Here is a 20,458-nt window from a genome sequence, read left to right as displayed (position 1 = left end):
CGGCTTTCACGCTCACGTCGACTCCCCGGGGTGCGGGTGGTTCCGGAGCTCCACGTTGCAGTCACTGACCACGGAGCCGTCGCCTTCGAGGCGGGCCTCTCGACGCTGCACGGCCAGGGCGGCGCAGACTCCGCAGCCGGCTGCCGGTACGGGCTCCGGATCTGTTCGCAGCGGCAGCTCTACCGGGGCCTGCGCATAGGTGATCGGCTTCACGGCCCGATCTCGTGTCGTCCGCATGGTGACCACGCTAGGAACGCCGAGGTCGCACTTCCCACGAGATTGCATGAGATTGCACGGCTGTCACCGCAGGGTCTGAATCACGCTGGTGATCAGTACTCGCGCCTTCGCTCCGTAGACCGCCATGTCGGCCAGCTCCCTGAACGTGTCCCCGTACGCGGCAACCTCGCTGGGCTGGGTCAGCGTGAGGTAGCCCGAGACCAACTCGACGTTGACCTGTCCGGTGTCGAAGATCCAGAACCCCTCCACCGGCATCCGCGATCGCTCGGTATACGTGGGGACCACGCCCAGGCTGACGCTGGGCAGAGAGCCGACCGTGAGGAGGTGGCGGAGCTGTTCCTCCTGTACCTCCGCCCCGCCGAGCCCGTTCCGCAAGACCGATTCCTCAACCAGGAACGCGAACCGCCGATCACCCTTGTAGAGCACGCGCTGACGCTCCATGCGGACGGCGACCGCATCGGCGACGTCGTCCACTTCGACCCGTCTGCGCTGGACCGCGCGCAAAACGGCTTCCGTATAGCCGTAGGTCTGGATCAGGCCCGGAACGAACCACGAGGAGTAGGCGCGGAACCGGCGGGTTCGCTCGAAGAGCGGGAGACGGGCTTCCTGTGCCTGTTTGAGCCCGGCGCGCTCCTGCGCCGCCACCCGACCCACATGCCTTCGGCGGTGCGCAGCGAGGCCAACAGGTCTTCCGTCTGCTCTTCCGAGCCACACGCCCGGCACCATGCCCGGATGTCGTCAGCGGACGGGGGCGTGCGCGCGTTCATGATCCGCGACGACTTGGACGGATGCCAGGAGCACAGACGGGCGATGTCCCGTCCGGTGAGGCCGGCATCCCGGCACAGCTCAGCGAGTCGATTCGCCAGAGCCTGCCGGGCCTGCTGTGCGCTTGATGAGGGTGAGACGGCCATGGTGGGTGACAGCTCAGCGCGGTCGATACTCCTCGTGTGGAACGGCCCGTTGCCAGGCTGCCTCGAAGGCGCCGGCGCACAGCTTCACCCGCTCGGGGTCGTCCTTGTACTCCCGCCCGTCCTGGTCGAGCTGCCCGCTCCCGGTGAAGTGGTGGAAGAGCGCCTGCGCGCCGTCGAACAGCCAGAAGTCGGTGCCCGGCAAGGCCAAGTCCGTGGTCTGCCGCCGGGGCAGCCACCGGACCAGCTCACCCGCCGCGATGTTCGTGAAGGTGCAGTCGTACTCGTACCGCACGTAGTCGCTGATCGGCTCCGACACGATCCGGACCCGACGGACCACGACCCCGCGGGCCGTCGCCTCCTTCACCGCGTCGTGCCAGCCGCCCCACCACGAATACAGGTCAGCGGGGTCGAGGCGCTTCCCCTGCCGCCACGCGATGAACTCAGGGTCATCGAGCATGTAGCTGTCACGCAACTCAAGGTGCACCGCCGAGTGCTGTGCTCGTGCCAGTGCATGACGGGCGGGTGGCTGCACGCGGCCTGCCTCTCAGTTGTCGTCCGGGCGCGGGATGTACTTCAGCATCACCGCGGGCAGCCGGATGATCGTCTCGTGGTCCGGAACGTCCGTGGAGTGGCCCGGGATCGAACCGATCTCCTGGCACGTCTTCACCTCGTCCTCGGTCGCCCTGTACGACTGAATCAGAAGGTCGCCGGTCTCCTCATGGAGCCAGATCGTCGGAGACTCGTCAGTCGGCGTGTTCGGGATGATGCCGAGGAACTTTAGGGTCATGGTCGCTCCCGCCGTCGCGTGGGTTGCACCAGCGTGCACGAGCCTCACCCCTGCGACTGAGCCGCGCAAGAGGGCGTTCAGACAAGGCGGTTGGGCTGTCATCGAACGGACGAAAGCCCCCGCACCCGCTGCCCAGATCAGGGGCGACGAGCACGGGGGCTCAGGGTGTTCCACCGGCCGCCGGGCGGCTCCGTGGGGCCTTCGGCGGGCTTTGCAGGGCGTTAACTGTGCCGCTCTCGCGCCTTGGGCGGTCGATATGCGCTGGTCAGAGCCATGATGAGCCCGAAAAACGGCGTCGCACCCAGCGTGCGCGTTCCGAGCTGGGGCCGGGGTCGGGATGGTGACCACAGCGCAACTTCGCGCCGACCCTCCGATGGCCCCAGTGACGGAATGACGTTTTGTTCTATTCCATCTATAGAGACTCAGAACATCTCTTAAAGGGGTAATGGGCTTCGACCGTCATTCCGTCACTTCGTCACCCGTTGACTCCGCCCCAGCCTCGCCTCTGGTCGCCCAGACTATCCGGCAGCGCTCGTCACCGTTGAACCTCACGCCCACCCTGCCTCGCCGGACTTCCACGCGATCGATTGCGAGGCCAAGGCGTTCACGCCTTCCGGCCGCATCGTCGGCTTCCCAAGATTCACGCAGCAGGCTCGCGTCCAGGAGCGGAGAGATGTCCACGGAAGGGGTCGGCATCCGCAGTAGGTCCGCGCGCAGCCCCTCGATGCGGGTACGAAGTCGCCCGGCGAGTCGGTTGTACCGGTCGATCGCGTCTGCGCCGGTGAACTCACCACGGACGTACCTGGCCTCCTCCAGGTCCGCCAGACGGGCCCCTTCGTCCGCGATCTCCGCCTCGATCGCGTCCCGCTTCGCGAAAACCTCCGGGTCCTCCCTCTGTACCCAGCGATCGGCGATCACGGCGAGCAGCGGGTCCTGGGGCTCCAGGGACGGCAGGCGTGAGAGGAACGCCCGGGTCACGTAGTCGTCGATGCTCTCCACCCGAGCCGATACGCCGGAGCATCCTCGCCCCATCCGGTGGCTGGAGCACTGGTACGACGTGCCGGCCTTGCTCATCCGGGCCCCACAGAGCCCACAACGCGCTATCCCGGTGAGCAGCGACTTCCCCTGCTTGTGACCGTGCCGCTTCCCCGCCAGAGGAAACGTGCGCGCTTCGAGCTGGCGGAGGATGAGCTCACGCTCCCCGACCGTGATGATCCCCTCGCCGATACTCACGGTTTCGAGCGTCTCCGGGTCCCGGTAGGGAGAGACCCGGTTCATGTACTTGCGTGTCCCATCCGGCTGCTCCTCGTACTCGGTCTGCGGCATGAGACCGGCGAAGGCCGGTGAGCGAAGGAGCTGCATGACGCTGGATGAGTTCCACTCTCCTCCGCGGGCCGACTCCACCCCGTTCTCGTTCAGCAGTCGGGCGATGTGAACGAGAGCCTTCCCGGACAGTGCTTCGTCAGCGATCAGGCGGGCGTAGACGGCGGTCTCGGGGTCGTGGACGAGCTTCTTCGTCTCCGGGTCCACCAGGAGCCCGTAGGGCGGCTGCCCACCGATCCATTGCCCGCGCTGCCGCAGGTATCTCTTTGCGCTGCCGACACGCATCCCGAGATTGCGCGACTCATTGCGCGCGAGTTCCGCCAGCATCGCGATGGTGACGCGGGCGCTGTCGTTCCGCGTGTCGAGCCCGTCCATGACGGAGACCAGCCGTCCGCCGACCCGGCCTATATCGTCCAGCGCCTTGCCGACCTCTCCGATGCCCTTGCGGGACAGACGGTCGAGCTTCCAGACGATCAGGACGCCCACGACGCCGGCCGTGGCTGCTGTGATCGCCGCGTCGAAACCCTTGCGACTGACGTTCTTGTAGCCGGAACGTCCACGGTCGATGTGGACCTTGCGGACGGTCAGTCCGTTGCGTTCCGCCCACGCCCGGCAGTCGGCTTCCTGGCGGTCGATCGCGGTCTTGCCCTCCCGGTCCAGGGACAGGCGCAAGTACAGGTCAGCAGTGGTGTGTTGGTGCACGTCCCCACGCTAACGAGAAGTGCGCACATTGGTTCAGGAAATCCAAAAATCTACAACAACGCACTTACCTCGCAGCTCGGCGAGGGTGAGCTCTTTACCACCGGTGTTCAGCCAGCCACCCTTGCCGATCAGCTCGGGGGCACGGACACGGGCACGGCGGGGCGCGGGCGCGGGGGTGGGCGCCGGGGCAGCATCGTTCATCCTTCAAGCTTGCCATCCGGGTATGAACACCGGGTCACAGGTCCTGGCGCACCCGCAGGGGTGACGACGGGCGGTGGGAGCCCGTGGGAGTCTGGTCACGGGAAGCAAGGGAGGCGTCCGGAATGGCCACCGCGCACGACTACAGCGAAGGCATCGATCCCGAGCGCGCGCTGAAGTACGCCGTCCAGCACCACAGCGAAGACCGCACCGAGATCGTTGAAGGGGTCATCAGCAACGTGACGCCGAGCTGGGACCACGAGAACGCCGCCGACGAGATCCGAGATCAGATCCGCCCCCGGGTCAAGGAGCTGGGCTGCGTCACCGGCTCGGGAAACCTGGACCTTCCCGGTTCGTCGAACTGGTACGTCCCCGACCTCGCCGTCGTCCCCAAGGCGCTGGCGAAGGGCGGGAGTGCGCTGGTGCCGGCCCAGGTGCTGCTCGTCGTCGAGATCACCTCCGAGTCGAACGCCGAGACCGTCCGGGTCGTGAAGCGCAAGCGGTACGCCGAATACGGCGCACCCTTGTACCTGCTGGTCGACCGGATGGAGCAGGCGGTGACGCTGTTCGCCGAGCCCGGGCGGCTCGAGTACACCAAGGTGGACGGGCCGCATCCGTTCGGGACGCCGGTGCCGCTGCCCGAGCCGTTCGGGATCGAGCTCGACACCAGCGGGCTCTGACCGGTGATCACCCGGTAGCGTGCGGAGGCGTGACGATATTCGACGCCGTGAACGCCACCGCCGTCCGGAGCACGGAGCAGTTGCGCGAGCTGTACGAGGATCCGGGTGAGATGGCCCGGCGCAAGGCCGTGGACCGGATCCACGAGGCCGCCCGGGCGGTCATCGGGCGGTCGTCGCTGGTGTTCGTCGCCAGTGCCGGCGCCGACGGGAGCTGCGACGTGACGCCCCGGGGCGGTCCGCCCGGATTCGTGGCCGTCCTCGACGAGTTCACCCTCGCCGTCCCCGACGCCACCGGCAACAAGCGGCTCGACACCGCCCACAACATCGTGGAGACGGGCCGGGCCGGGCTGATCTTCGTCATCCCCGGCCGGGCCACCACGCTGCGCGTGAACGGGCGCGCCTGCGTCTCCGCCGATCCGCGGCTGCTGGAGCAGCTGACCGCCGTCGGCAAGCCCCCGCGCAGCGCGATCGTCGTGGCGGTCGAGGAGGCCTACCAGCACTGCCCGAAGGCGTTCCTGCGCGGCAACGCGTGGAAGCCCGGGCAGTGGCTCGCCGAGGACGCCGCCCCGAGCTCCGCCGAGGTCACCCTCTCCCACCTGGACCTGCCCGGACTGACGATCGAGGACATCCGGCGGCAGGAGCGCGAGTCGCTGCAGTACCGCTACGAGTAGACGGCCTAGTAGAAGAGGGCGCTCAGGCGCGGCAGGCGGGGCGCGAGTTCGGCCGTGTCGTCGAAGTCGAAGTCCCAGGACGGGTCCAGGGGCGGGTAGCTGATCGTGAAGGAGTCCGCCGGGAGTTCGCGGCCGGTGGCGGACTCGTAGGCGGTCCAGGCGATCGAGAGCGCCTCCTCGTTCCACAGCTCGTGGCCGTCGGCCGCGGCCTCGCGGACCGCCGGGTGGGCCGCCAGGGAGTCCGGGTCGGCCAGGGCCGCTTCGAAGGCGTCCCGGCCCTGGGTGAGGAGCCAGCCGCGGAAGTAGTCGAAGCCGTCGTCCGAGCAACCGCCGTTGATCATGTAGGCCGCGGCCCAGAGCGGGCTGCGGTAGGACTCCGCCAGCAGGTCCCACAGCACCTGCTGGGCCGCGGCTATCTCCCCCGCCGGACGGGCGGCCAGCAGCTCCGCCGCCCGCCCCGCCACCTCGTCCGCATCGCTGCCCGCGCGGGCCGTCTCGATCAGCTGCCAGAACGTCTGCTTGTCCATGGGAAAAGCCTGGCACCCGGCACTGACATCGCCTGCGAAGGATTCCTGGAGGGAATGGAGAGATCCTCTGATCAATCGATGAAGCTGCGGAGCGACCGGGTGAGCGCCGCCACGAAGGTGTTCTGGACCTCCGCCGGGAGGAGGTCCAGGGAGAGGTAGGGGTTCAGGTCCTCCAGCTCGACCAGGAGCAGTTCGCCCGAGGGGGCCCGGCAGGCGTCGACGCGCTGGATGCCGTGCTCGAGGGTGTTCCACGCGATGAAGGCGCGGGCGAAGGCCAGGTCCGCCTCGGTCGGGGCGTAGGCCTCCAGCTCCCAGCGGCGGGACGGATCCGGGGCGTGGAGCGCGTACTGGAAGGCGTCGTCGACGAAGTAGAAGGACACCTCGTACGTGAAGTCGATGCGCGGCTGGATCAGCACGGCCCCGGCCGGGCCGTCCGGTGTCGCGGTGAAGGTGAGGCCGATGGAGTCGGCGCCCTGTTTCGGCTTGACCGCGTACTGGGGCACCTGCGGCAGCTCCGCCAGCCGGGCCGGGTCGTCGATCGTCGGGATGACCGGGTAGCCGGCGGCCGTCAGGTCGAGGAGGTACTGCTTGCCCGCCATGTCGCCGCGGCCGGTGAGGGGGTTGTAGACCGGCGTGCCGGCTGCGAGGGCGGCGGCGCGGAAGGAGTCGTAGGCCTCCTGGTAGTGCAGGACCGGGCCGCTGTTGCGGACGATCACCGCGTCGAAGCCCAGGGGGAGGAGCACCTCGGCGTCCGCGGGGTGGCACAGGGCCAGCTCGAAGTCGGCCCGCAGCCGGGAGGTGAGGAATATGTCCTCGTCGCAGTAGCGGCGGCCGCGCGCCGGGTAGGCCAGGTCGGTCACGTAGAGGAGTGGCATGGCGGAAACCTATCGCGGGCACTGATCAGCGCATGAAATACCTCGTACGGGACAAAGTGCTGGCCATCGGGGACGACTACTGGATCGAGGACGAGGACGGGCGCCACGCCTTCCTCGTCGACGGGAAGGCGCTGCGGGTCCGGGACACCCTGGAGCTGAAGGACCCGGACGGGCGGATCCTGATCACCCTGCGGGAGAAGATGCTCAGCTTCCGCGAAGCGATGACCCTGGAGCGGGACGAGCGGCGGCTCGCGGTGATCCGCAGGAAACGCTTCTCGCTGCTGCGCAACCACTTCCGCGTGACCATGGCCGAGGGCACCGAGCTCGACGTCAGCGGGCGGATCCTGGACCGGGAGTTCAAGGTCGAGTACGACGGGGAACTGCTCGCGCTGATCTCACGGCAGTGGTACCGGGTCCGCGAGACGTACGCGGTGGACGTGGTCCGCGAGGACGCGGACGCGGCGCTGCTGGTCGCGGTCGCGGTGTGCGTGATCCGGATGGCGGAGGAGGAGCGGGAGGACGGCCTCTAGGACGTGCCGGTGCCCGCCTCCGTGCCCCACGTGCGGGCCCGGGGGAAGTGAGCACGCGCGCTCATGCCGTGGCGGCGGGCCGGGGGCGAGGATCGTGCACGTCCCCACGGAAGGAGCCCCCGGTGAACCCCAGCACGTACGCGGCCTTGTACGGCCCGGGGCGGCCGACGAGAGCCGTTCCCGAGGAGCGGCCCGTCGTCGCCGTGCTCGCGGCCCTGCTGTGGACGGTCACCTCCCTTTCGCTCGCCTGGCTGGCCGGCCTCTTCGCCCTCGCCGTCGTCTGGGGTGCGGCGGCCGGGGCCCCGGTCGGAGGTCTCGTGCTGCGGGTCGCCCTGATCACCGTGGGCGCCGCCGCGGCGCTCACCGCTCTGGCCTTCGCTCCCGGAATCCGCCGGCTGGCCGTGGCGGGCCGGCTGCTCCTCCTGGGTGCCCTGGCCTGCCCGGTTCCCACCGCGCTCGCGGTCCGGTCCTGGTTCCACACCGGCTGACCGGGTCAGCGGCCCAGGCGGCGGTCCTTCAGGGCCGGGAACTGGGCGCGGGTGTCGGGCACCTTGGCCGGGTCCAGGTCCACGGTGAGGACCGCCTCGCCGGGGCCCGCCTCCGCCAGGACCTCGCCCCACGGGTCCACCACCAGGCTGTGCCCGGCCTGCTCGACGCCCGCGTGGGTGCCGGCCAGCCCGCACGCCAGGACGTACGACTGGTCCTCGACGGCGCGCGCCCGGCTGAGCAGGGTCCAGTGCGACCGGCGGCGCGCGGGCCAGCCCGCCGCGACGACCATCGTGGTGGCTCCGGCGTCGACCAGGCCGCGGAACAGCTCCGGGAAGCGCAGGTCGTAGCAGGTGGCGATGCCGAGGGTCTGCTCCGGCAGCTCCACCGTGGTCAGGGAGTCGCCGGCCGACATGAGCACCGCCTCGCCCTGGTCGAAGCCGAAGCGGTGGATCTTCCGGTAGGTGGCGGCCAGCTCGCCCGCCGGGGAGAGGACGAGGGCGGTGTTGTAGAGGGAGCCGTCGCCCGCGCGCTCCACGATCGAGCCGGCGTGCAGCCAGACCCCGGCGTCGCGGGCGGCCTTGGACATGGCCTCGTAGGTCGGGCCGTCCAGTGGTTCCGCCTCGGTCTCGAACTGCTCGTAGGCGAAGGCGCCCACGGGCCACAGTTCCGGCAGCACGACGAGGTCGGAGTCCGCCTGCTCGCGAACGAGCTCGGCCACGCGGGCGCGTCGGGAAGTCACCGACTCGCCCTCGTTCACTGCGATTTGGATCAGCGAGGCGCGCACACTACCACCGTCCTGGCGTTCAAGCCGTCAACTCGGGCCTACGATCGTCACACGAAAGCACTGCCGGGGTGCTCACCGGCAGCGTAGTTTTGGAAACTGAGTCCACTGCTTCCGAAAACGCGCCACTGAACAGCACCGCGAGGGGTCCCGTTGACCGTCCATCCCAGCCTTCAGCCCTATGCCGACGCGTGGACCCACTCCATCGAGGCGATATCCGAGCTGGTCCTCCCCCTGACCGAGGGCGAGTGGAACCGGGCGACGCCGTGTCCCGGCTGGTCGGTGCGTGACGTCGTGTCACACATCATCGGCATCGAATGCGAGCAACTCGGGGACCCGCGGCCGATCCACACCGTGGCGCGGGACCTGCGGCACGTGGTGGACGAGTTCAGCCGGTACATGGAGGTGCAGGTCGACGTGCGGCGTCACCACACCGCGCCGGAGATGACCTCGGAGCTGGAGTACACCGTCATCCGGCGCTCGCGGCAGCTGCGCAACGAGAAGCGGGATCCGGACACGATGGTGCGGGGTCCGCTGGGTGACCAGGTGACGCTGGAGCACGCGCTGCGGCTGCGCGCGTTCGACGTGTGGATCCACGAGCAGGACCTGCGGGCGGCGCTGGGCGTGCCGGGGAACTGGGACTCGCCGGGCGCGTACGTGACGCGGGACCTCCTGCTGGCCGGGCTGCCGAAGGTGGTGGCGAAGCGGGCGGGGGCGCCGGTGAACTCGGCGGTGGTCATCGACGTGCACGGTGCGCTGGAGTTCATGCGGACGGTGCGGGTGGACGCCGACGGCCGCGGCACGGTGGACAAGTCGCCGTCGCTGGGCCCGGCCGTGACGCTGACGCTGGACTGGGAGACGTACGTCCGGCTGGCGGCGGGGCGGGTGCGGGCGCACGTCGTCGCCGACCGGGTGAAGGTGGAGGGCGACGCGGAGCTCGCGGAGGCCATCCTCACGCAGTTCTCCGTGACGCCTTAGGACTGCCGGGACGGCTATGACTGCCGGGACTGGCGGGACTGCTGCGGCTGCCGGGGCTGCTCGACGCGCGCTGCGGCGCGGCGGAATTCGGTAGGACTGATTCCGTACGCGTCGCGGAAGGCGCGGCTGAAGGCCGCGGCGTTGCCGAAGCACCAGCGGGCGGCGATGTCGTGGACGGGCCGGCCGGCCAGCTCGGGGCGGGCCAGATCGTCGCGGCAGCGTTCCAGGCGGCGGCGCCGGACGGTGGCCGAGACGCTCTCCGGTCCTTCGCGGAACAGCAGGTACAGGCGGCGTACGGAGATCCCGTGCGCGGCGGCGATCAGGCCCGGGGTGAGTTCGGGGTCCCCGAGATGGTGCTCGACGAAGACGTCGATCCGCTCGCGCAGGGCGCGGGTGCGGGTCTCGGCGGGGAGTTCCCCGTAGGCGTCGGCGCGCTGGGCGAGGACGGCGGCGGACAGTTCGACGGCCACCGTGCCGAGCCGCCGGAGCTCCTGCGGCGAGCATTCGGAGCCGTGCGTTCCGAGTGAGGTGAGGAACTGCGCCAGGATCGCGGCCATCCCGCTCTCCGCGCCGATGCGGCGGCCGAGCAGCGGGTCGATCCGGCCGGCGCGCAGCGGCAGCGCGGTCCTCGGGAGCTGGACGACCAGCGCCCCGAGCGTGCCCTTCCCGGGGCGGCAGTCGGCCTCGAAGGGGTGCGAGGTGTCCCAGAGGATCATGTCGCCGGGGGCGAGTTCCGCTTCGCCGCCGCACTGGGACATCCACATCCGGCCGCGGGTCAGCAGCGACAGCTGGTACTGCTCGGGGTCCCCGCGCCGGATGAGTGCGGGCGTGCGCCGCGACCGTACGTGCGAGTACGCGAAGGACGACACCTGTACGACGCCGAGGTCCAGCACCGCCGCCTCCGCCTGGAAGTCGGCGGACCGTTCACTGGCGAGGGCGAGCGGCATCAGCGAGTGGGAGACGACGTCGTTGAACCAGTCGAACCTCTCCACCACCGGCACGGCGTCGGCGGACAGCTTCGTCCACATTCCTGCGGTTCCCCCTCCTGGTGCCGCTCCCTCCCGGGACGGCTGCCCTACGGTCCCTCGCGCCCTGCGGCGTCCGGCAGGGGACACGCGCGGGAGACCGGGTCCGGTTCCGGGCCCGGTTCCGCACCCCGGTCCCTACCCGGTCCGGCGCCGCCGCGTACGGCCCCACCTGCGGGTACGGGTGCGGGCGCGGGGATCGTGATGCGGTGGCGGGCCGCCTCCCGGGCCGCCTCCCGGGCCAGTGCGCGGCGGCGCAGCCGGAGGATCTGGGAGACGCCCAGCGCTTCGAGGACGAACACCGTCGAGAAGGCGATGCGGTAGTTGTCGCCGGTGGCGTCGAGCAGGACGCCCACGGTCAGCAGCGTGGTCATCGACGCGATGAAGCCGCCCATGTTCGTGATCCCGGAGGCGGTGCCCTGGCGCTCCGCCGGGTTGGCCGGACGGGCGAAGTCGAAGCCGATCATCGAGGCCGGACCGCAGCCGCCGAGGACCAGGCACAGGGCGATCAGCAGGCCCATCGGCGCACTGTCCCCCGGGTAGGCGAGGACGGCCGCCCAGAGGAGGGCCGTGAGGCCGACCGTGCCCAGCGCGAGGGGGATCCGCGCGGACTGGCGGCGTCCGACGATCTGGCCGTAGACGAGTCCGAGCGCCATGTTGGAGGCGACCACCAGCGTCAGCAGTCCGCCCGCGGTGGTCCGCGACAGCCCCTGCGCCTCCACCAGGAACGGCATCCCCCACAGCAGCAGGAACACCATCGCCGGGAACTGCGTCGTGAAGTGCACCCACAGGCCGAGGCGGGTGCCCGGTTCGCTCCAGGACTCCCTGATCTGACGGCGGACGAACCCCCCGGAAGCCCCCGCGGAAGCCCCGGCGCCAGGCCCCGCGGCAGCCCCTGCGGCCCGGACGCCGGCCGGCGCCGGCTCGTGCCCCTCCGGGTGGTCCCGCAGGAACAGCACCAGCGGCACCAGCACCACCAGCCCGGCCACCGCGCTCCCCGCGAAGGCCGCGGTCCAGCCGACGCCGTGCAGGACGGGGGCGAGGACGAGCGTGGAGACGAGGTTGCCCGCCATGCCGACCAGCCCGGCGAGCTGCGCCATCAGCGGCCCGCGCCGGGCCGGGAACCAGCCGGTGCCGAGCCGCAGCACCGAGATGAAGGTCATCGCGTCACCGCAGCCGAGCAGCGCCCGCGCGGCGAGCGCCATCCCGTAGGAGGGAGAGAGCGCGAAGCCGAGCTGGCCGACGGTGAAGAGCACCGCGCCCAGCGTCAGCACCTTCTTGGTGCCGAGCCGGTCGACCATCAGGCCCACGGGTATCTGCATGCCCGCGTAGACGAGCAGTTGGAGGAGGGAGAAGGTGGCCAGCGCCGAGGCGTTGACGTGGAAGCGGTCGGCGGCGTCGAGACCGGCAACGCCCAGGCTGGTGCGGAAGATCACCGCCACGAAGTACACGGCGACGCCGATGGACCAGACGGCGACGGCCCGTCCGCCGCCGGGCCGGTCCTCGACGGGCTGAGGCGCGCTCCCCCGGGCGGTCACCGGCCCGGCCCCCGGACCAGTTCCCCGACCCGCCCGATGTGGCCGCGGACCGCCGCGGCGGCCGTGTCCGCGTCCCCGGCGCGCAGCGCGTCCAGGATCTCGGCGTGCTCGGCCAGGGTGCGCTCCAGCCGGTCGGGGTGGGCGTGCAGCAGGGCCACGCCCATCCGCAGCTGCCGGTCGCGGAGTTGGTCGTAGAGGCGGCACAGGATCTGGTTGCCTGCGCTGCGCACGATCTCGGCGTGGAAGCCCCGGTCTGCGGCCATCATCGCGGCGAGGTCGCCCCCGGCGGCGTGCCGGCGCTGTTCCTCCAGCAGGGCGGCGAGCCGGTCCAGCAGGCCGGGTGGCGCCGGTACGGCCCTGCGTACGGTGAATTCCTCGACCAGCAGGCGGGTTTCGAGCACGTCCGTGATCTCCTGCGCGGAGACCGGCAGCACCAGCGCGCCTTTCTTCGGGTACAGCTTCAGCAGCCCCTCGGTCTCCAGGCGCAGCAGCGCCTCGCGGACCGGGGTGCGGGACACTCCGACGGCCTCGGCGAGTTCGCCCTCGGTGAGGAGGGTGCCGCCTTCGTAGCGGCGGTCGAGCACACCGTGCTTGACGTGCCGGTAGACGCGTTCGGCGGCGGTCGCGGTGCTGGTGGCGGCAGGGGCGGCGGACATGCGCACAGCATAGATACAACACAGGTGCATGGTCGGGCCCGGTCCAGGATGCGGACCGGCCCGGCCTCCGACCCGTTCGCGCTCCCTCTGCATCGAAGGATGTACCGCGTCTTCGTCCGGCCGCAGGACGTACGCGGCCCCGCGCGCCGGGAGCCTGGAGTCATGGCCGACACCCTCGCCCCGGTGGTCCGCACGACCACCCGGCTCCCCCTGCTGGACGTCCTGCGCGGCGCCGCCGTCCTCGGCACCCTGATGACCAACGTCTGGATCTTCGCCTCCCCCGGCTCGGAGTGGAGCGTGCTCCAGGGAGGTCTGGGAACGCCCGACCCGATCGCGGACCCCTCCGCGGCGAACCTCGCCGAGGCCGTCTTCCGGTTCCTCGCCGACGGCAAGTTCCTGGCGCTGCTGACGATCCTGTTCGGGGTGGGCCTGGCCATCCAGTACGACTCCGCCGCCCGCCGCGGCGAGCCCTGGCCCGGCCGCTACCCGCGGCGGGCCGCGTTCCTCTTCCTGGAGGGCACGGTCCACTTCGTCCTCGTCTTCGCCTGGGACGTGCTGATGGGCTACGCCGTCACCGCACTGCTGGTGGCCCGGCTCCTGGCCCGCTCCGAGAAGGTCCGGCGGGTGGCCATGTGGACGGCGGGCGGGGTGCACCTGGCCCTGGTCGCCCTGGTGACGCTCGACTCGCTGAGCCGGACGGACGGCGCACCGGACGGACCGGATCCGGCCGCCGTCGAGCTGTACGCGCACGGCGGCTACGGCGCGCAGATCGCCTTCCGCCTGGAGAACCCCCTCGCCCTGCGCATCGAGCCCGTCTTCTCCTTCGGGCTGCTGGTCTTCCTCTTCCTCCTCGGGGTGCGGCTCCACCGCGCCGGCGCCTTCACCGCCACCGGCGCAGGCCGCCGCATCCGGGCCCGGCTGGCCGCCTGGGGGTTGGGCCTCGGACTGCCACTGAACGCCGCGACCGCCCTCGGCGGCGACGACTTCTTCGCCCTGGGCCGCTACGGCGCCGCACCGCTGGTCGCCCTCGGCTACATCGGACTGATCGGCATCGCCCTCGACCGGCTGTGGGTCCCCCGCTCCATGACCACCGCCCTCGGCTCCGTCGGCCGCACCGCCCTGTCCTGCTACGTCGGCCAGAACCTGCTCTGCATGCTGCTCTGCTACGGCATCGGGCTGGGCCTCGCCGCCCGGCTGGGCGGCAGCGGCCCCTGGTGGGTGATGGGCCTGTGGGCCGCAGTGAGCCTGACCCTGACGGCCGGGGCGTGGCTGTGGCTGCGCCGCTTCGAGCGCGGTCCGCTGGAGGCCGTGCAGCACGCGGTCCTCAGGCCGCGCCGCCCGTCCGCGGGGTGACCTCCACGTCGAGCACGAACTCGTCGTACGCAGCCTCCTGCGGGTAGGGCGGCCGGACCTGGGCGAAGCGGATCCGGGCCCGGCCACCGCCCGGGGGAAGGCCCCGTACGACGTACGTCCGCTCGACCGGGGCCCCGGGGAGGCTGTCACCGGAGGCCGTCGGCCCCTCCGTCACCGCCACCACGTCCGCGTCCCCCGTGACCTGCCAGGTCCACACGTACCCGCGCGCGCCGCGCCCGGTGAGCCGCAGCTCGTACGGTTCACCAGGGCTCAGCACGACGCTCCGTACCTCCACGCCCGGCAGGTCCTCTCCGCTGTCGGATCTCAGCCGACGGGGCCGATGACCGCCCCCTCGTGCCAGCCCGCGCCTCCCCCAGACTCCGTCCGGGAGGTGCCCCCACGCCAGTAGTGCTGGAGGCGGCGGTCGGTGCGCAGGACGACGACTTCCAGGTTGAACCCGAAACTGCCCTGGAGCATCCCGGTGACCGCGGCGACGTCGTGCCCGAAGACCGCGCTGCGGCTCCAGGCCGAGCCGCCCGCGTTGCCGCGCCACCAGTGCTCCACGCGGCCGCCGGCGACGGCCACGCACAGCTCGTAGTTCCCGGCGGTGTCCTCGTCGGCGGCCCCGTACTGCCCCTCGATCATGCAGGGCGCGGAGACGGCCGCCGTACCGCTGCCGAAGACCTCCCCGGCGCGCCAGGCGAAGCCGTTCGGGTCGTCGCGCCACCACAGCTGCATGCGGCCGTCCGTGCGGGCGGCGACGAGGTCGAGGTGGCGGCTGCGGGTCTGGACGAGGGCGGGGCCGTAGTGGGCGATGCCGGAGGCGAAGCGGCCCCCGTCGTTCCAGGTCCAGGGGGCGCCGTTGATGCGCCACCAGTGGTTGAGGCGGCCGTCGGCGGTCCGCACGACCACCTCGAAGTTGCCGGGCCGGCCGTAGTCGCTCTGGATGAAGGCGGGGGTCGAGCCGACGGCCGCGTCGCCCGGGCCGAAGGCGCCGCCGTCGCGCCAGACGCGCACGGACTGCTCGAAGTACCAGTGGCGCAGCCGGCCGCCGGTGGTCACGTGCAGGGACTCCATGTTGCGGTTGTAGGTGGTCCCGGTGAAGGCGGGCTGGCCGGAGGCGTCGTGCGCGAACGCGTCCGCGCGGGCCCACGCGAAGGGGGCGTCGCCCTCGCGCCACCAGTGCTGGAGACGGCCTCCGGTGGTGGTGGCGAGGAGCTCGAAGTTGCGGTGGGCGCGGCCGTTGCCGCTCTCGTAGACGTTGCCGGTGTGCAGGCGGCGCTTGGTCCACGGGTCGATGTTGGTGCCGCGCAGGCCGCACTTGGCCCAGTGGTCGATGGCGACCTCGCCGTAGGCGATCCGGCCGTAGCCGCCGACGTGGTAGCCGGTCCCCCAGGAGTTCTTGAACAGCCAGCAGCCGGCCGCGTCGTCGTAGCCGACGATCAGCACGCAGTGGCCGCCCGCGAGCTGGTCGCTGGTGCGGTGGTAGACGCCGGAACCGAGGCCGAAGAAGTCGTCGTACACGTCGAAGCAGGCGGTCAGCGGGCCGACCGTGTCCAGCCAGACCTTCTGCTGCTCGACGTCGCCGAGCCGCACGTAGTCGGTGATCCGGACGGTGCGCCCGGACCGGTCCCAGCTGGGCGTGTACTCGGCGCGCCAGGCGTCGCGGCGGGCGGCGGGCAGCCCGGCGGGCGGGGTGCTGTACGGCCAGCAGTCCGGGTCGGCCAGCCCGCCGTTGCCCTTGATCCAGTCGAGCGCGGTCTCCGGATTGGAACCCTGCCCGCAGGTGAAGCGCAGACCGTCGTGCACGTCCCCCTCGGACCGCTCCGCCCACGCGCAGTGCTCGATGCGGGCCATGGACTCCACCAGGCCGGCGGCGCCGAAGGCCCAGCAGGAACCGCACGGGTTCTGGTCCTTCACCTTGGTGATCCACGGCACGCCCCAGCGGCTGCGCCAGTCCACGGCGGCGGGCCGGGCCGCGCCGGTCGTCGCCGGGCCCGGCAGGAACCCGTGGGCGGCCCGGCGCCGGGTCAGGTGGGGATTCCCGCTCTCGTGCCCGATGATCCCCCGCAGATCGACGGGCCCCACGTCCTCGGCGCGCGTCAGGTTCGCCCCGGGCTCCAGGCCGAGCGAGGGCCGCGGCACCGGCTCCTCGTCGGCCAGGTGTTCCAGGACGGACCAGCGCGCCCCCCGCGCCGCCAGCCGCGCCCGCAGCTCCCCCACCGTCTGGACAGACTCCTCCGGCATACCGGCCCCCCAGTGTGCAACCGCTCGGATGCGAGACCCGCGAGCGTCCCTCCCCCACCGGGGGGCGTCAAGGGGGTCCGCACGGTCGCGCGGTGGCACGGGGGGCGTGCCGCCCGGACCTCCCCCGGGCCGGGCGGCGGCGCTCGGGGGCTACTTGACGGGAAGCGGGGGAACGGGGAGCGGGAGGCCGGGCAATCCGGGCTGGCCGAGGCCGGTGAGCAGGGCGACGAGGGCGGCGACCAGGTCGGTCACGACGCTGGAGCCCGCCGGCCCGCCGGTGACACGCCGCGCAACCGGCGTACCTACGCCCCTGACCAGCGGATACCCCATCACCTCCAGGTGACGCCCCGTCAGGGCGGCCGCCTCGGCGGCGGCCGGACCCGCACGCGCGCGGGCGGCTCGGACGATGCCCGATCGTGATCCACGGGCCATTCGATCACGCATACGATGCGGTTCATGATCCCCCTGTCCGTGGACCCCGCCTCGCAGAACTACGCCGCCGGGCAGGTCGTCGGAACCCTTGCCGTGGCCGCCCTCGCCGTCACGTTCCTCTGGCGCGCCACCAAGCCCTGGCGCAGCGCCGCGGACAAGAGCGGCATCGCGCCCGCCGAGCGCAGGCGCCTGCAGGGGAAGCGGAACCAGGTCGTCGTCCTGGCCACGGTCGTGATCACCGTCTTCGCGGCGATGAAGGCGGCCTCGGGCCGGTAGGGCCCGGCACCGACTGCCGTGCCGTCGCGGGTTCAGCCCTGCAGGGCCTCGCGGATCCGGCGTACGGACGGGTTCACCATGGCCGGGTGGTCGCCGACGACCACCGTCGGAACGGTCTCGTTGCCGTCGGCCACGCTGCGGACGAAGGCCGCCGCCTCGGGGTCCCGCCAGATGTTGACCTTCCGGTACGGGATCCGGGCCAGGCGCAGCTGCGTGCGGAGCTTGATGCAGAACGCACACCCCGGCCGCCAGTACATCGTGACGCCGCTCGCCGTGCCGTCACTCGCCGTGCCGTCGCTCGTCCCGCCGTCGTTCATCGCGCCGTCGTTCATCGCGCCGTCGTTCATCTCGCCGCCGGGTGGACGGACTTCACGCACGGGAACCGGGTCATGCCCCGGAGCCTACGCCGGGAGGCGCCGGTCAGGGAGAGGGCCGTACGGGCCGGGCGGCCCGTGGAGGGGCCCGTATAAGGTCCCCGTATGGGGACCTGGATCGCGCCGAGCGTCATCGAGAGAGAGCTGTACGAGGCCAAGGCCGCCGGCGACTGGGCCGCGTACTTCGACGTACTCGCCCGCGCCCAGCTCTACCTGGTCCAGCACCGCGTCCAGTCCGACGCGCATCCCGACTCCGTGTTCTTCCACGCCACCCCGGACCGCATGCTCGTCGTCCACACCGCCGGCATGCTGCCCGCGCCCGCCCCCGAAACGGTCTTCGAGTCCCGGAGCCTCGGCTGGTTCTCCAAGGTCTGGGGCCCCGGGGATCCCGCCTTCCTCGCCGTGAACCCGGGCTCCCCCACCGAGGCGTACCTCACCACCGCCCCCGCCGACCTGGCCCGCTGGCGCGCGCACGCGGACGCCGCGCCCGCGTACGGCCTCCCCGAGGGGAAGGTCCACGCCCTCTTCACCGGCGGGCCGCTGCACGGGCCCATCGCCCACGGCCTCGCCGTCGGCGGCCATCTCGCCGTGACGAACGGCGAGTTCTGGAACGCCCTCGCCTACCACGGCAGCGGCTACCAGCACGAGCGCCGCCGCGTCGCGAAGAGCTGGAGCATCACCGACCGCGCCGGCTGGCTCTCCGCCCTGGAGCAGCTCCTGACCGTCGACGTGGTCAGCCCCGTCTGGGAGTTCGCGCTCCGCGTCCGCCGCGTCCTCGCCTCCGACTTCGCGGGGCCGGTCGACATCGAGCACTGGCGGCACGCCGCCGAGGCCAGCCTGCGCCGCAGCGCCGAGCGTTCCGCCGAGCCGCAGCTCACCCCCGACGGGGTCACCGTCGCCCAGCCGCGCCCCACCGCCGAAGTGGAGGGCGAGATCACCGGCGTCAAGCGGCTCATCGGCCGGATCGCCCGCTACGAGCAGCGCTTCCGCGCCGACGGGCTGCTCCCCGAGGACGGCTGGGTCCGCTCGGTGGAGGCCTGGGACCTCGGCCGGGCCTCGCAGATGGCCCGCTGGGGCATCGGCTGCCGCTACGGCACCCTCCACGAGGCCGAGAAGGCCGTACTGCGCGCCGGGGACGCCGCCCGCCAGACGTACCGCTCGTGGGAGGAGTTCTCCGCCGGGTACGTCCTCGGCCGGTGCCTGCACTTCGACGAGGAGGAGTTCGGCACCTGGTACACGACGGCCCTCGCCGCACACGTCGCACTGACCACCGACCCGGCCAGCCCGTGGCTCAACATCCCCTGGAACTGACCGACTTCGGTTAGTCACCGCAGGGCCCGGAAACCGGCGGCGGCCCGCCGGCGCCCCGACTAGCCTCGCCGCCATGACTGTTGAGCTGAATGAGACCGTGCGCGGGCTGCTCGACTCCCCGCACCCCGCCGTCCTGTCGACCATCAACCCCGACGGCAGTCCGCAGAGTTCCGTGATCTGGGTGAGCCGCGACGGGGGCGACCTGCTGATCTCCACCGAGCGGGGACGCCGCAAGGAGCGCAACATCCTCCGGGACGGGCGGGTCGGCGTCACCGTCTTCGACCTGGCCAACCCCTTCCTCTACGCCGAGATCCGCGGCACGGCCACCGTCACCGAGGATGTCGGCCGCGCGGTGGCCGTCCGCATCGCCGAGGAGTACCTCGGACCGGGCGGCGGCAAGGAGTACCGGGACGCCCCGGCGGAGGACGTCCGCGTGGTCGTCCGCATCACCCCGACCAAGGTCCTCGGCAACGCCGCGCGCGCAGCGGGCTAGATCGTCCCGGGCCCGGTCACGGCAGGTCGGGCCGGACCGCCGACCAGGCGTCGACCGCTTCCGCCAGGGGGCCGTCGTCCGGCAGGTGCGGGCGTACGGCGGTCAGCCAGGGGATCAGGCTCTTGATGCGGCGCAGGTGCCGAATGCGGTGGTGCGGGAGGTCGCGCCAGCCGCGGCCCTGCGCCGCCGCCTGCGTCGGGGTCAGGTCGATCAGCGCCAGCAGCTCCCGGCACAGGGCCGCCGGGTCGCCACCGCGTGCCGGACCGAACTGCTGGATCAAGTAGCCCTGTACGTAGGCCAGTTCGGGCGCGGCGGCCAGGGCGGGTGTGCCCTCGGCCTGCGCGCACCGGTGGGTGGCGGCCAGCGCGACCCGCCCCCAGCGCAGCCGGACCTCGTCGGGGAGCCGTTCGTCCCGCATCCGCACTCCGGCGAGGACGCGCAGGGTCCGCGGCTGGGGTTCGTCCCGCAGCGGGGGCCCGGTGGCCAGCCAGGCCTCCAGGTCCTCCAGCGAGTGCCCGTCGGGCGGCACCGAGGTCAGCACCTGCCCCCGGGTGAGCAGGGCGACCACGGCGCCCGTGAAGTGGACCTTCGCGACGTGGCCGGCGTCGAAGGAGGCGACGGGCCGCCCGTACCGCTCGATGTGGCGCAGGCCCATCCGCGACTCCCCGACGGCGTAGACCTGCCCGGCCCGGGCCACCCCGCCGACGCAGCGGACCACGCACACGCCGCCCGTGACGTCGGCCTCCTCGACGGAGTACACCTGCAATTCGGCGATGGACACCCGACCCCCTTCCCCGGGCGGGAGATTACCGCCCGGGGCCGTCCCCCTGCCCTTCCAGGGCGTGCGCGCAGGCCCGGAATCCGCGCCGGATCCCTTGCGGGGAGCCGGAGGAGGGCAGCAGGACGCCCGGCTCGGGCACCTCGTCGCAGTACGGCGCGAAGGGCTTGTCGTTCACGACGGAGCCGGCCCGGGTCAGGAGGCTGCCCCCGGACCCTGCTCGATGCGGTCCAGCAGGGGCGCCGCCCACTTCGGGAGGGCGGACGCCGCCGGGCGGGGCGGGCGG

Annotated in this window: 24 protein-coding genes and 1 pseudogene; 9 read left to right on the top strand and 16 right to left on the bottom strand. The window is 71.9% G+C overall.

Annotation, left to right across the window (positions count from 1 at the left end; all coding sequences use genetic code 11):
* Positions 1-12: 12 nt before the first annotated feature.
* The 5 genes and pseudogenes from PV721_RS04795 to PV721_RS04775 form a co-directional block, all read right to left on the bottom strand.
* Positions 13-237, bottom strand: coding sequence for a hypothetical protein (locus PV721_RS04795; protein ID WP_319721531.1), 225 nt, complete (start codon positions 235-237; stop codon positions 13-15).
* Positions 238-300: 63 nt separating this feature from the next.
* Positions 301-1,148 (bottom strand): annotated as a pseudogene (locus PV721_RS04790) (helix-turn-helix domain-containing protein).
* Positions 1,149-1,161: 13 nt separating this feature from the next.
* Positions 1,162-1,680 (bottom strand): DUF6879 family protein, encoded by a 519-nt coding sequence (locus PV721_RS04785; RefSeq protein WP_323806074.1) that lies wholly within the window; start codon positions 1,678-1,680, stop codon positions 1,162-1,164.
* 12 nt (positions 1,681-1,692) lie between these two features.
* Positions 1,693-1,935 carry a hypothetical protein gene (locus tag PV721_RS04780; RefSeq protein WP_319721529.1) on the bottom strand — a complete coding sequence of 81 codons (243 nt, stop codon included), beginning with the start codon at positions 1,933-1,935 and terminating at the stop codon, positions 1,693-1,695.
* A 459-nt stretch (positions 1,936-2,394) separates the two neighbouring features.
* Positions 2,395-3,960 carry a recombinase family protein gene (locus PV721_RS04775; RefSeq protein WP_319721528.1) on the bottom strand — a complete coding sequence of 522 codons (1,566 nt, stop codon included), beginning with the start codon at positions 3,958-3,960 and terminating at the stop codon, positions 2,395-2,397.
* A gap of 323 nt (positions 3,961-4,283) precedes the next feature.
* Here PV721_RS04775 and PV721_RS04770 point away from each other — a divergent pair, with 323 nt between their 5' ends.
* Together PV721_RS04770 and PV721_RS04765 are read left to right on the top strand one after the other, a co-directional pair.
* Entirely contained in the window at positions 4,284-4,838 is a 555-nt protein-coding gene (locus tag PV721_RS04770) for a Uma2 family endonuclease (protein WP_319721527.1), read from the top strand.
* Between the two features lie 29 nt (positions 4,839-4,867).
* The gene (locus PV721_RS04765) at positions 4,868-5,509 is read left to right on the top strand and encodes an MSMEG_1061 family FMN-dependent PPOX-type flavoprotein (RefSeq protein WP_319721526.1); all 642 of its coding nucleotides are present in this window, start codon (positions 4,868-4,870) and stop codon (positions 5,507-5,509) included.
* A 5-nt stretch (positions 5,510-5,514) separates the two neighbouring features.
* Here PV721_RS04765 and PV721_RS04760 read toward each other — a convergent pair whose 3' ends face one another.
* Both PV721_RS04760 and PV721_RS04755 read right to left on the bottom strand, forming a co-directional pair.
* Positions 5,515-6,036 carry a DUF4240 domain-containing protein gene (locus PV721_RS04760; RefSeq protein WP_319721525.1) on the bottom strand — a complete coding sequence of 174 codons (522 nt, stop codon included), beginning with the start codon at positions 6,034-6,036 and terminating at the stop codon, positions 5,515-5,517.
* A gap of 71 nt (positions 6,037-6,107) precedes the next feature.
* On the bottom strand, positions 6,108-6,911 hold the full coding sequence (locus PV721_RS04755; protein WP_319721524.1) for a hypothetical protein: 804 nt from the start codon (positions 6,909-6,911) through the stop codon (positions 6,108-6,110).
* 32 nt (positions 6,912-6,943) lie between these two features.
* On the opposite strand from PV721_RS04755, the gene PV721_RS04750 reads away from it, so the two are divergent.
* Complete coding sequence (locus tag PV721_RS04750) at positions 6,944-7,441, top strand: LURP-one-related/scramblase family protein (RefSeq protein ID WP_319721523.1); 498 nt, start codon at positions 6,944-6,946, stop codon at positions 7,439-7,441.
* A gap of 122 nt (positions 7,442-7,563) precedes the next feature.
* A complete protein-coding gene (locus PV721_RS04745; RefSeq protein ID WP_319721522.1) occupies positions 7,564-7,929 on the top strand; it encodes a hypothetical protein in 366 nt (121 codons plus the stop codon).
* Between the two features lie 5 nt (positions 7,930-7,934).
* On the opposite strand, the gene PV721_RS04740 is transcribed toward PV721_RS04745, so the two are convergent.
* Positions 7,935-8,714, bottom strand: a complete 780-nt coding sequence (locus tag PV721_RS04740) for a carbon-nitrogen family hydrolase (protein ID WP_319721521.1) — start codon at positions 8,712-8,714, stop codon at positions 7,935-7,937.
* A 150-nt stretch (positions 8,715-8,864) separates the two neighbouring features.
* Between PV721_RS04740 and PV721_RS04735 the strand changes: the two genes are divergently transcribed.
* On the top strand, positions 8,865-9,689 hold the full coding sequence (locus tag PV721_RS04735) for a maleylpyruvate isomerase family mycothiol-dependent enzyme (protein WP_319721520.1): 825 nt from the start codon (positions 8,865-8,867) through the stop codon (positions 9,687-9,689).
* Between the two features lie 14 nt (positions 9,690-9,703).
* Here the strand turns inward: PV721_RS04735 and PV721_RS04730 are convergent, their stop codons facing one another.
* The 3 genes from PV721_RS04730 to PV721_RS04720 are packed head-to-tail and all read right to left on the bottom strand — an operon-like array spanning position 9,704 to position 12,908.
* Positions 9,704-10,717 carry a helix-turn-helix domain-containing protein gene (locus tag PV721_RS04730; protein ID WP_319721519.1) on the bottom strand — a complete coding sequence of 338 codons (1,014 nt, stop codon included), beginning with the start codon at positions 10,715-10,717 and terminating at the stop codon, positions 9,704-9,706.
* Positions 10,718-10,764: 47 nt separating this feature from the next.
* On the bottom strand, positions 10,765-12,252 hold the full coding sequence (locus PV721_RS04725; RefSeq protein ID WP_319721518.1) for an MFS transporter: 1,488 nt from the start codon (positions 12,250-12,252) through the stop codon (positions 10,765-10,767).
* A complete protein-coding gene (locus PV721_RS04720) occupies positions 12,249-12,908 on the bottom strand; it encodes a GntR family transcriptional regulator (protein WP_319721517.1) in 660 nt (219 codons plus the stop codon). Before PV721_RS04720 ends, PV721_RS04725 begins: the two co-directional genes overlap by 4 nt.
* Before the next feature lie 162 nt (positions 12,909-13,070).
* On the opposite strand from PV721_RS04720, the gene PV721_RS04715 reads away from it, so the two are divergent.
* Complete coding sequence (locus PV721_RS04715) at positions 13,071-14,261, top strand: DUF418 domain-containing protein (protein WP_319721516.1); 1,191 nt, start codon at positions 13,071-13,073, stop codon at positions 14,259-14,261.
* On the opposite strand, the gene PV721_RS04710 is transcribed toward PV721_RS04715, so the two are convergent.
* On the bottom strand, positions 14,233-14,556 hold the full coding sequence (locus PV721_RS04710; RefSeq protein WP_319721515.1) for a protease inhibitor I42 family protein: 324 nt from the start codon (positions 14,554-14,556) through the stop codon (positions 14,233-14,235). The two genes, PV721_RS04715 and PV721_RS04710, sit on opposite strands and share 29 nt — an antisense overlap.
* A 29-nt stretch (positions 14,557-14,585) precedes the next feature.
* Positions 14,586-16,508, bottom strand: coding sequence for a C1 family peptidase (locus tag PV721_RS04705; protein ID WP_319721514.1), 1,923 nt, complete (start codon positions 16,506-16,508; stop codon positions 14,586-14,588).
* 456 nt (positions 16,509-16,964) lie between these two features.
* Between PV721_RS04705 and PV721_RS04700 the strand changes: the two genes are divergently transcribed.
* Positions 16,965-17,216, top strand: a complete 252-nt coding sequence (locus PV721_RS04700; RefSeq protein WP_319721513.1) for a hypothetical protein — start codon at positions 16,965-16,967, stop codon at positions 17,214-17,216.
* 32 nt (positions 17,217-17,248) lie between these two features.
* Here PV721_RS04700 and PV721_RS04695 read toward each other — a convergent pair whose 3' ends face one another.
* The gene (locus PV721_RS04695; RefSeq protein ID WP_319721512.1) at positions 17,249-17,593 is read right to left on the bottom strand and encodes a glutaredoxin domain-containing protein; all 345 of its coding nucleotides are present in this window, start codon (positions 17,591-17,593) and stop codon (positions 17,249-17,251) included.
* Positions 17,594-17,695: 102 nt separating this feature from the next.
* On the opposite strand from PV721_RS04695, the gene PV721_RS04690 reads away from it, so the two are divergent.
* Both PV721_RS04690 and PV721_RS04685 read left to right on the top strand, forming a co-directional pair.
* Positions 17,696-18,901, top strand: a complete 1,206-nt coding sequence (locus PV721_RS04690; RefSeq protein WP_319721511.1) for a DUF1266 domain-containing protein — start codon at positions 17,696-17,698, stop codon at positions 18,899-18,901.
* Positions 18,902-18,974: 73 nt separating this feature from the next.
* Positions 18,975-19,394 carry a PPOX class F420-dependent oxidoreductase gene (locus tag PV721_RS04685; protein ID WP_319721510.1) on the top strand — a complete coding sequence of 140 codons (420 nt, stop codon included), beginning with the start codon at positions 18,975-18,977 and terminating at the stop codon, positions 19,392-19,394.
* A gap of 16 nt (positions 19,395-19,410) precedes the next feature.
* Here the strand turns inward: PV721_RS04685 and PV721_RS04680 are convergent, their stop codons facing one another.
* The gene (locus tag PV721_RS04680; RefSeq protein ID WP_319721509.1) at positions 19,411-20,175 is read right to left on the bottom strand and encodes a hypothetical protein; all 765 of its coding nucleotides are present in this window, start codon (positions 20,173-20,175) and stop codon (positions 19,411-19,413) included.
* A gap of 25 nt (positions 20,176-20,200) precedes the next feature.
* A complete protein-coding gene (locus PV721_RS04675; RefSeq protein ID WP_319721508.1) occupies positions 20,201-20,350 on the bottom strand; it encodes a hypothetical protein in 150 nt (49 codons plus the stop codon).
* Positions 20,351-20,458: the final 108 nt, after the last annotated feature.

Source organism: Streptomyces sp. MB09-01 (assembly GCF_033794505.1).
Taxonomy (GTDB): domain Bacteria; phylum Actinomycetota; class Actinomycetes; order Streptomycetales; family Streptomycetaceae; genus Streptomyces.
Note: the sequence above shows the minus strand (reverse complement) of the source record. Positions and strands in the feature narration are given on the sequence as shown.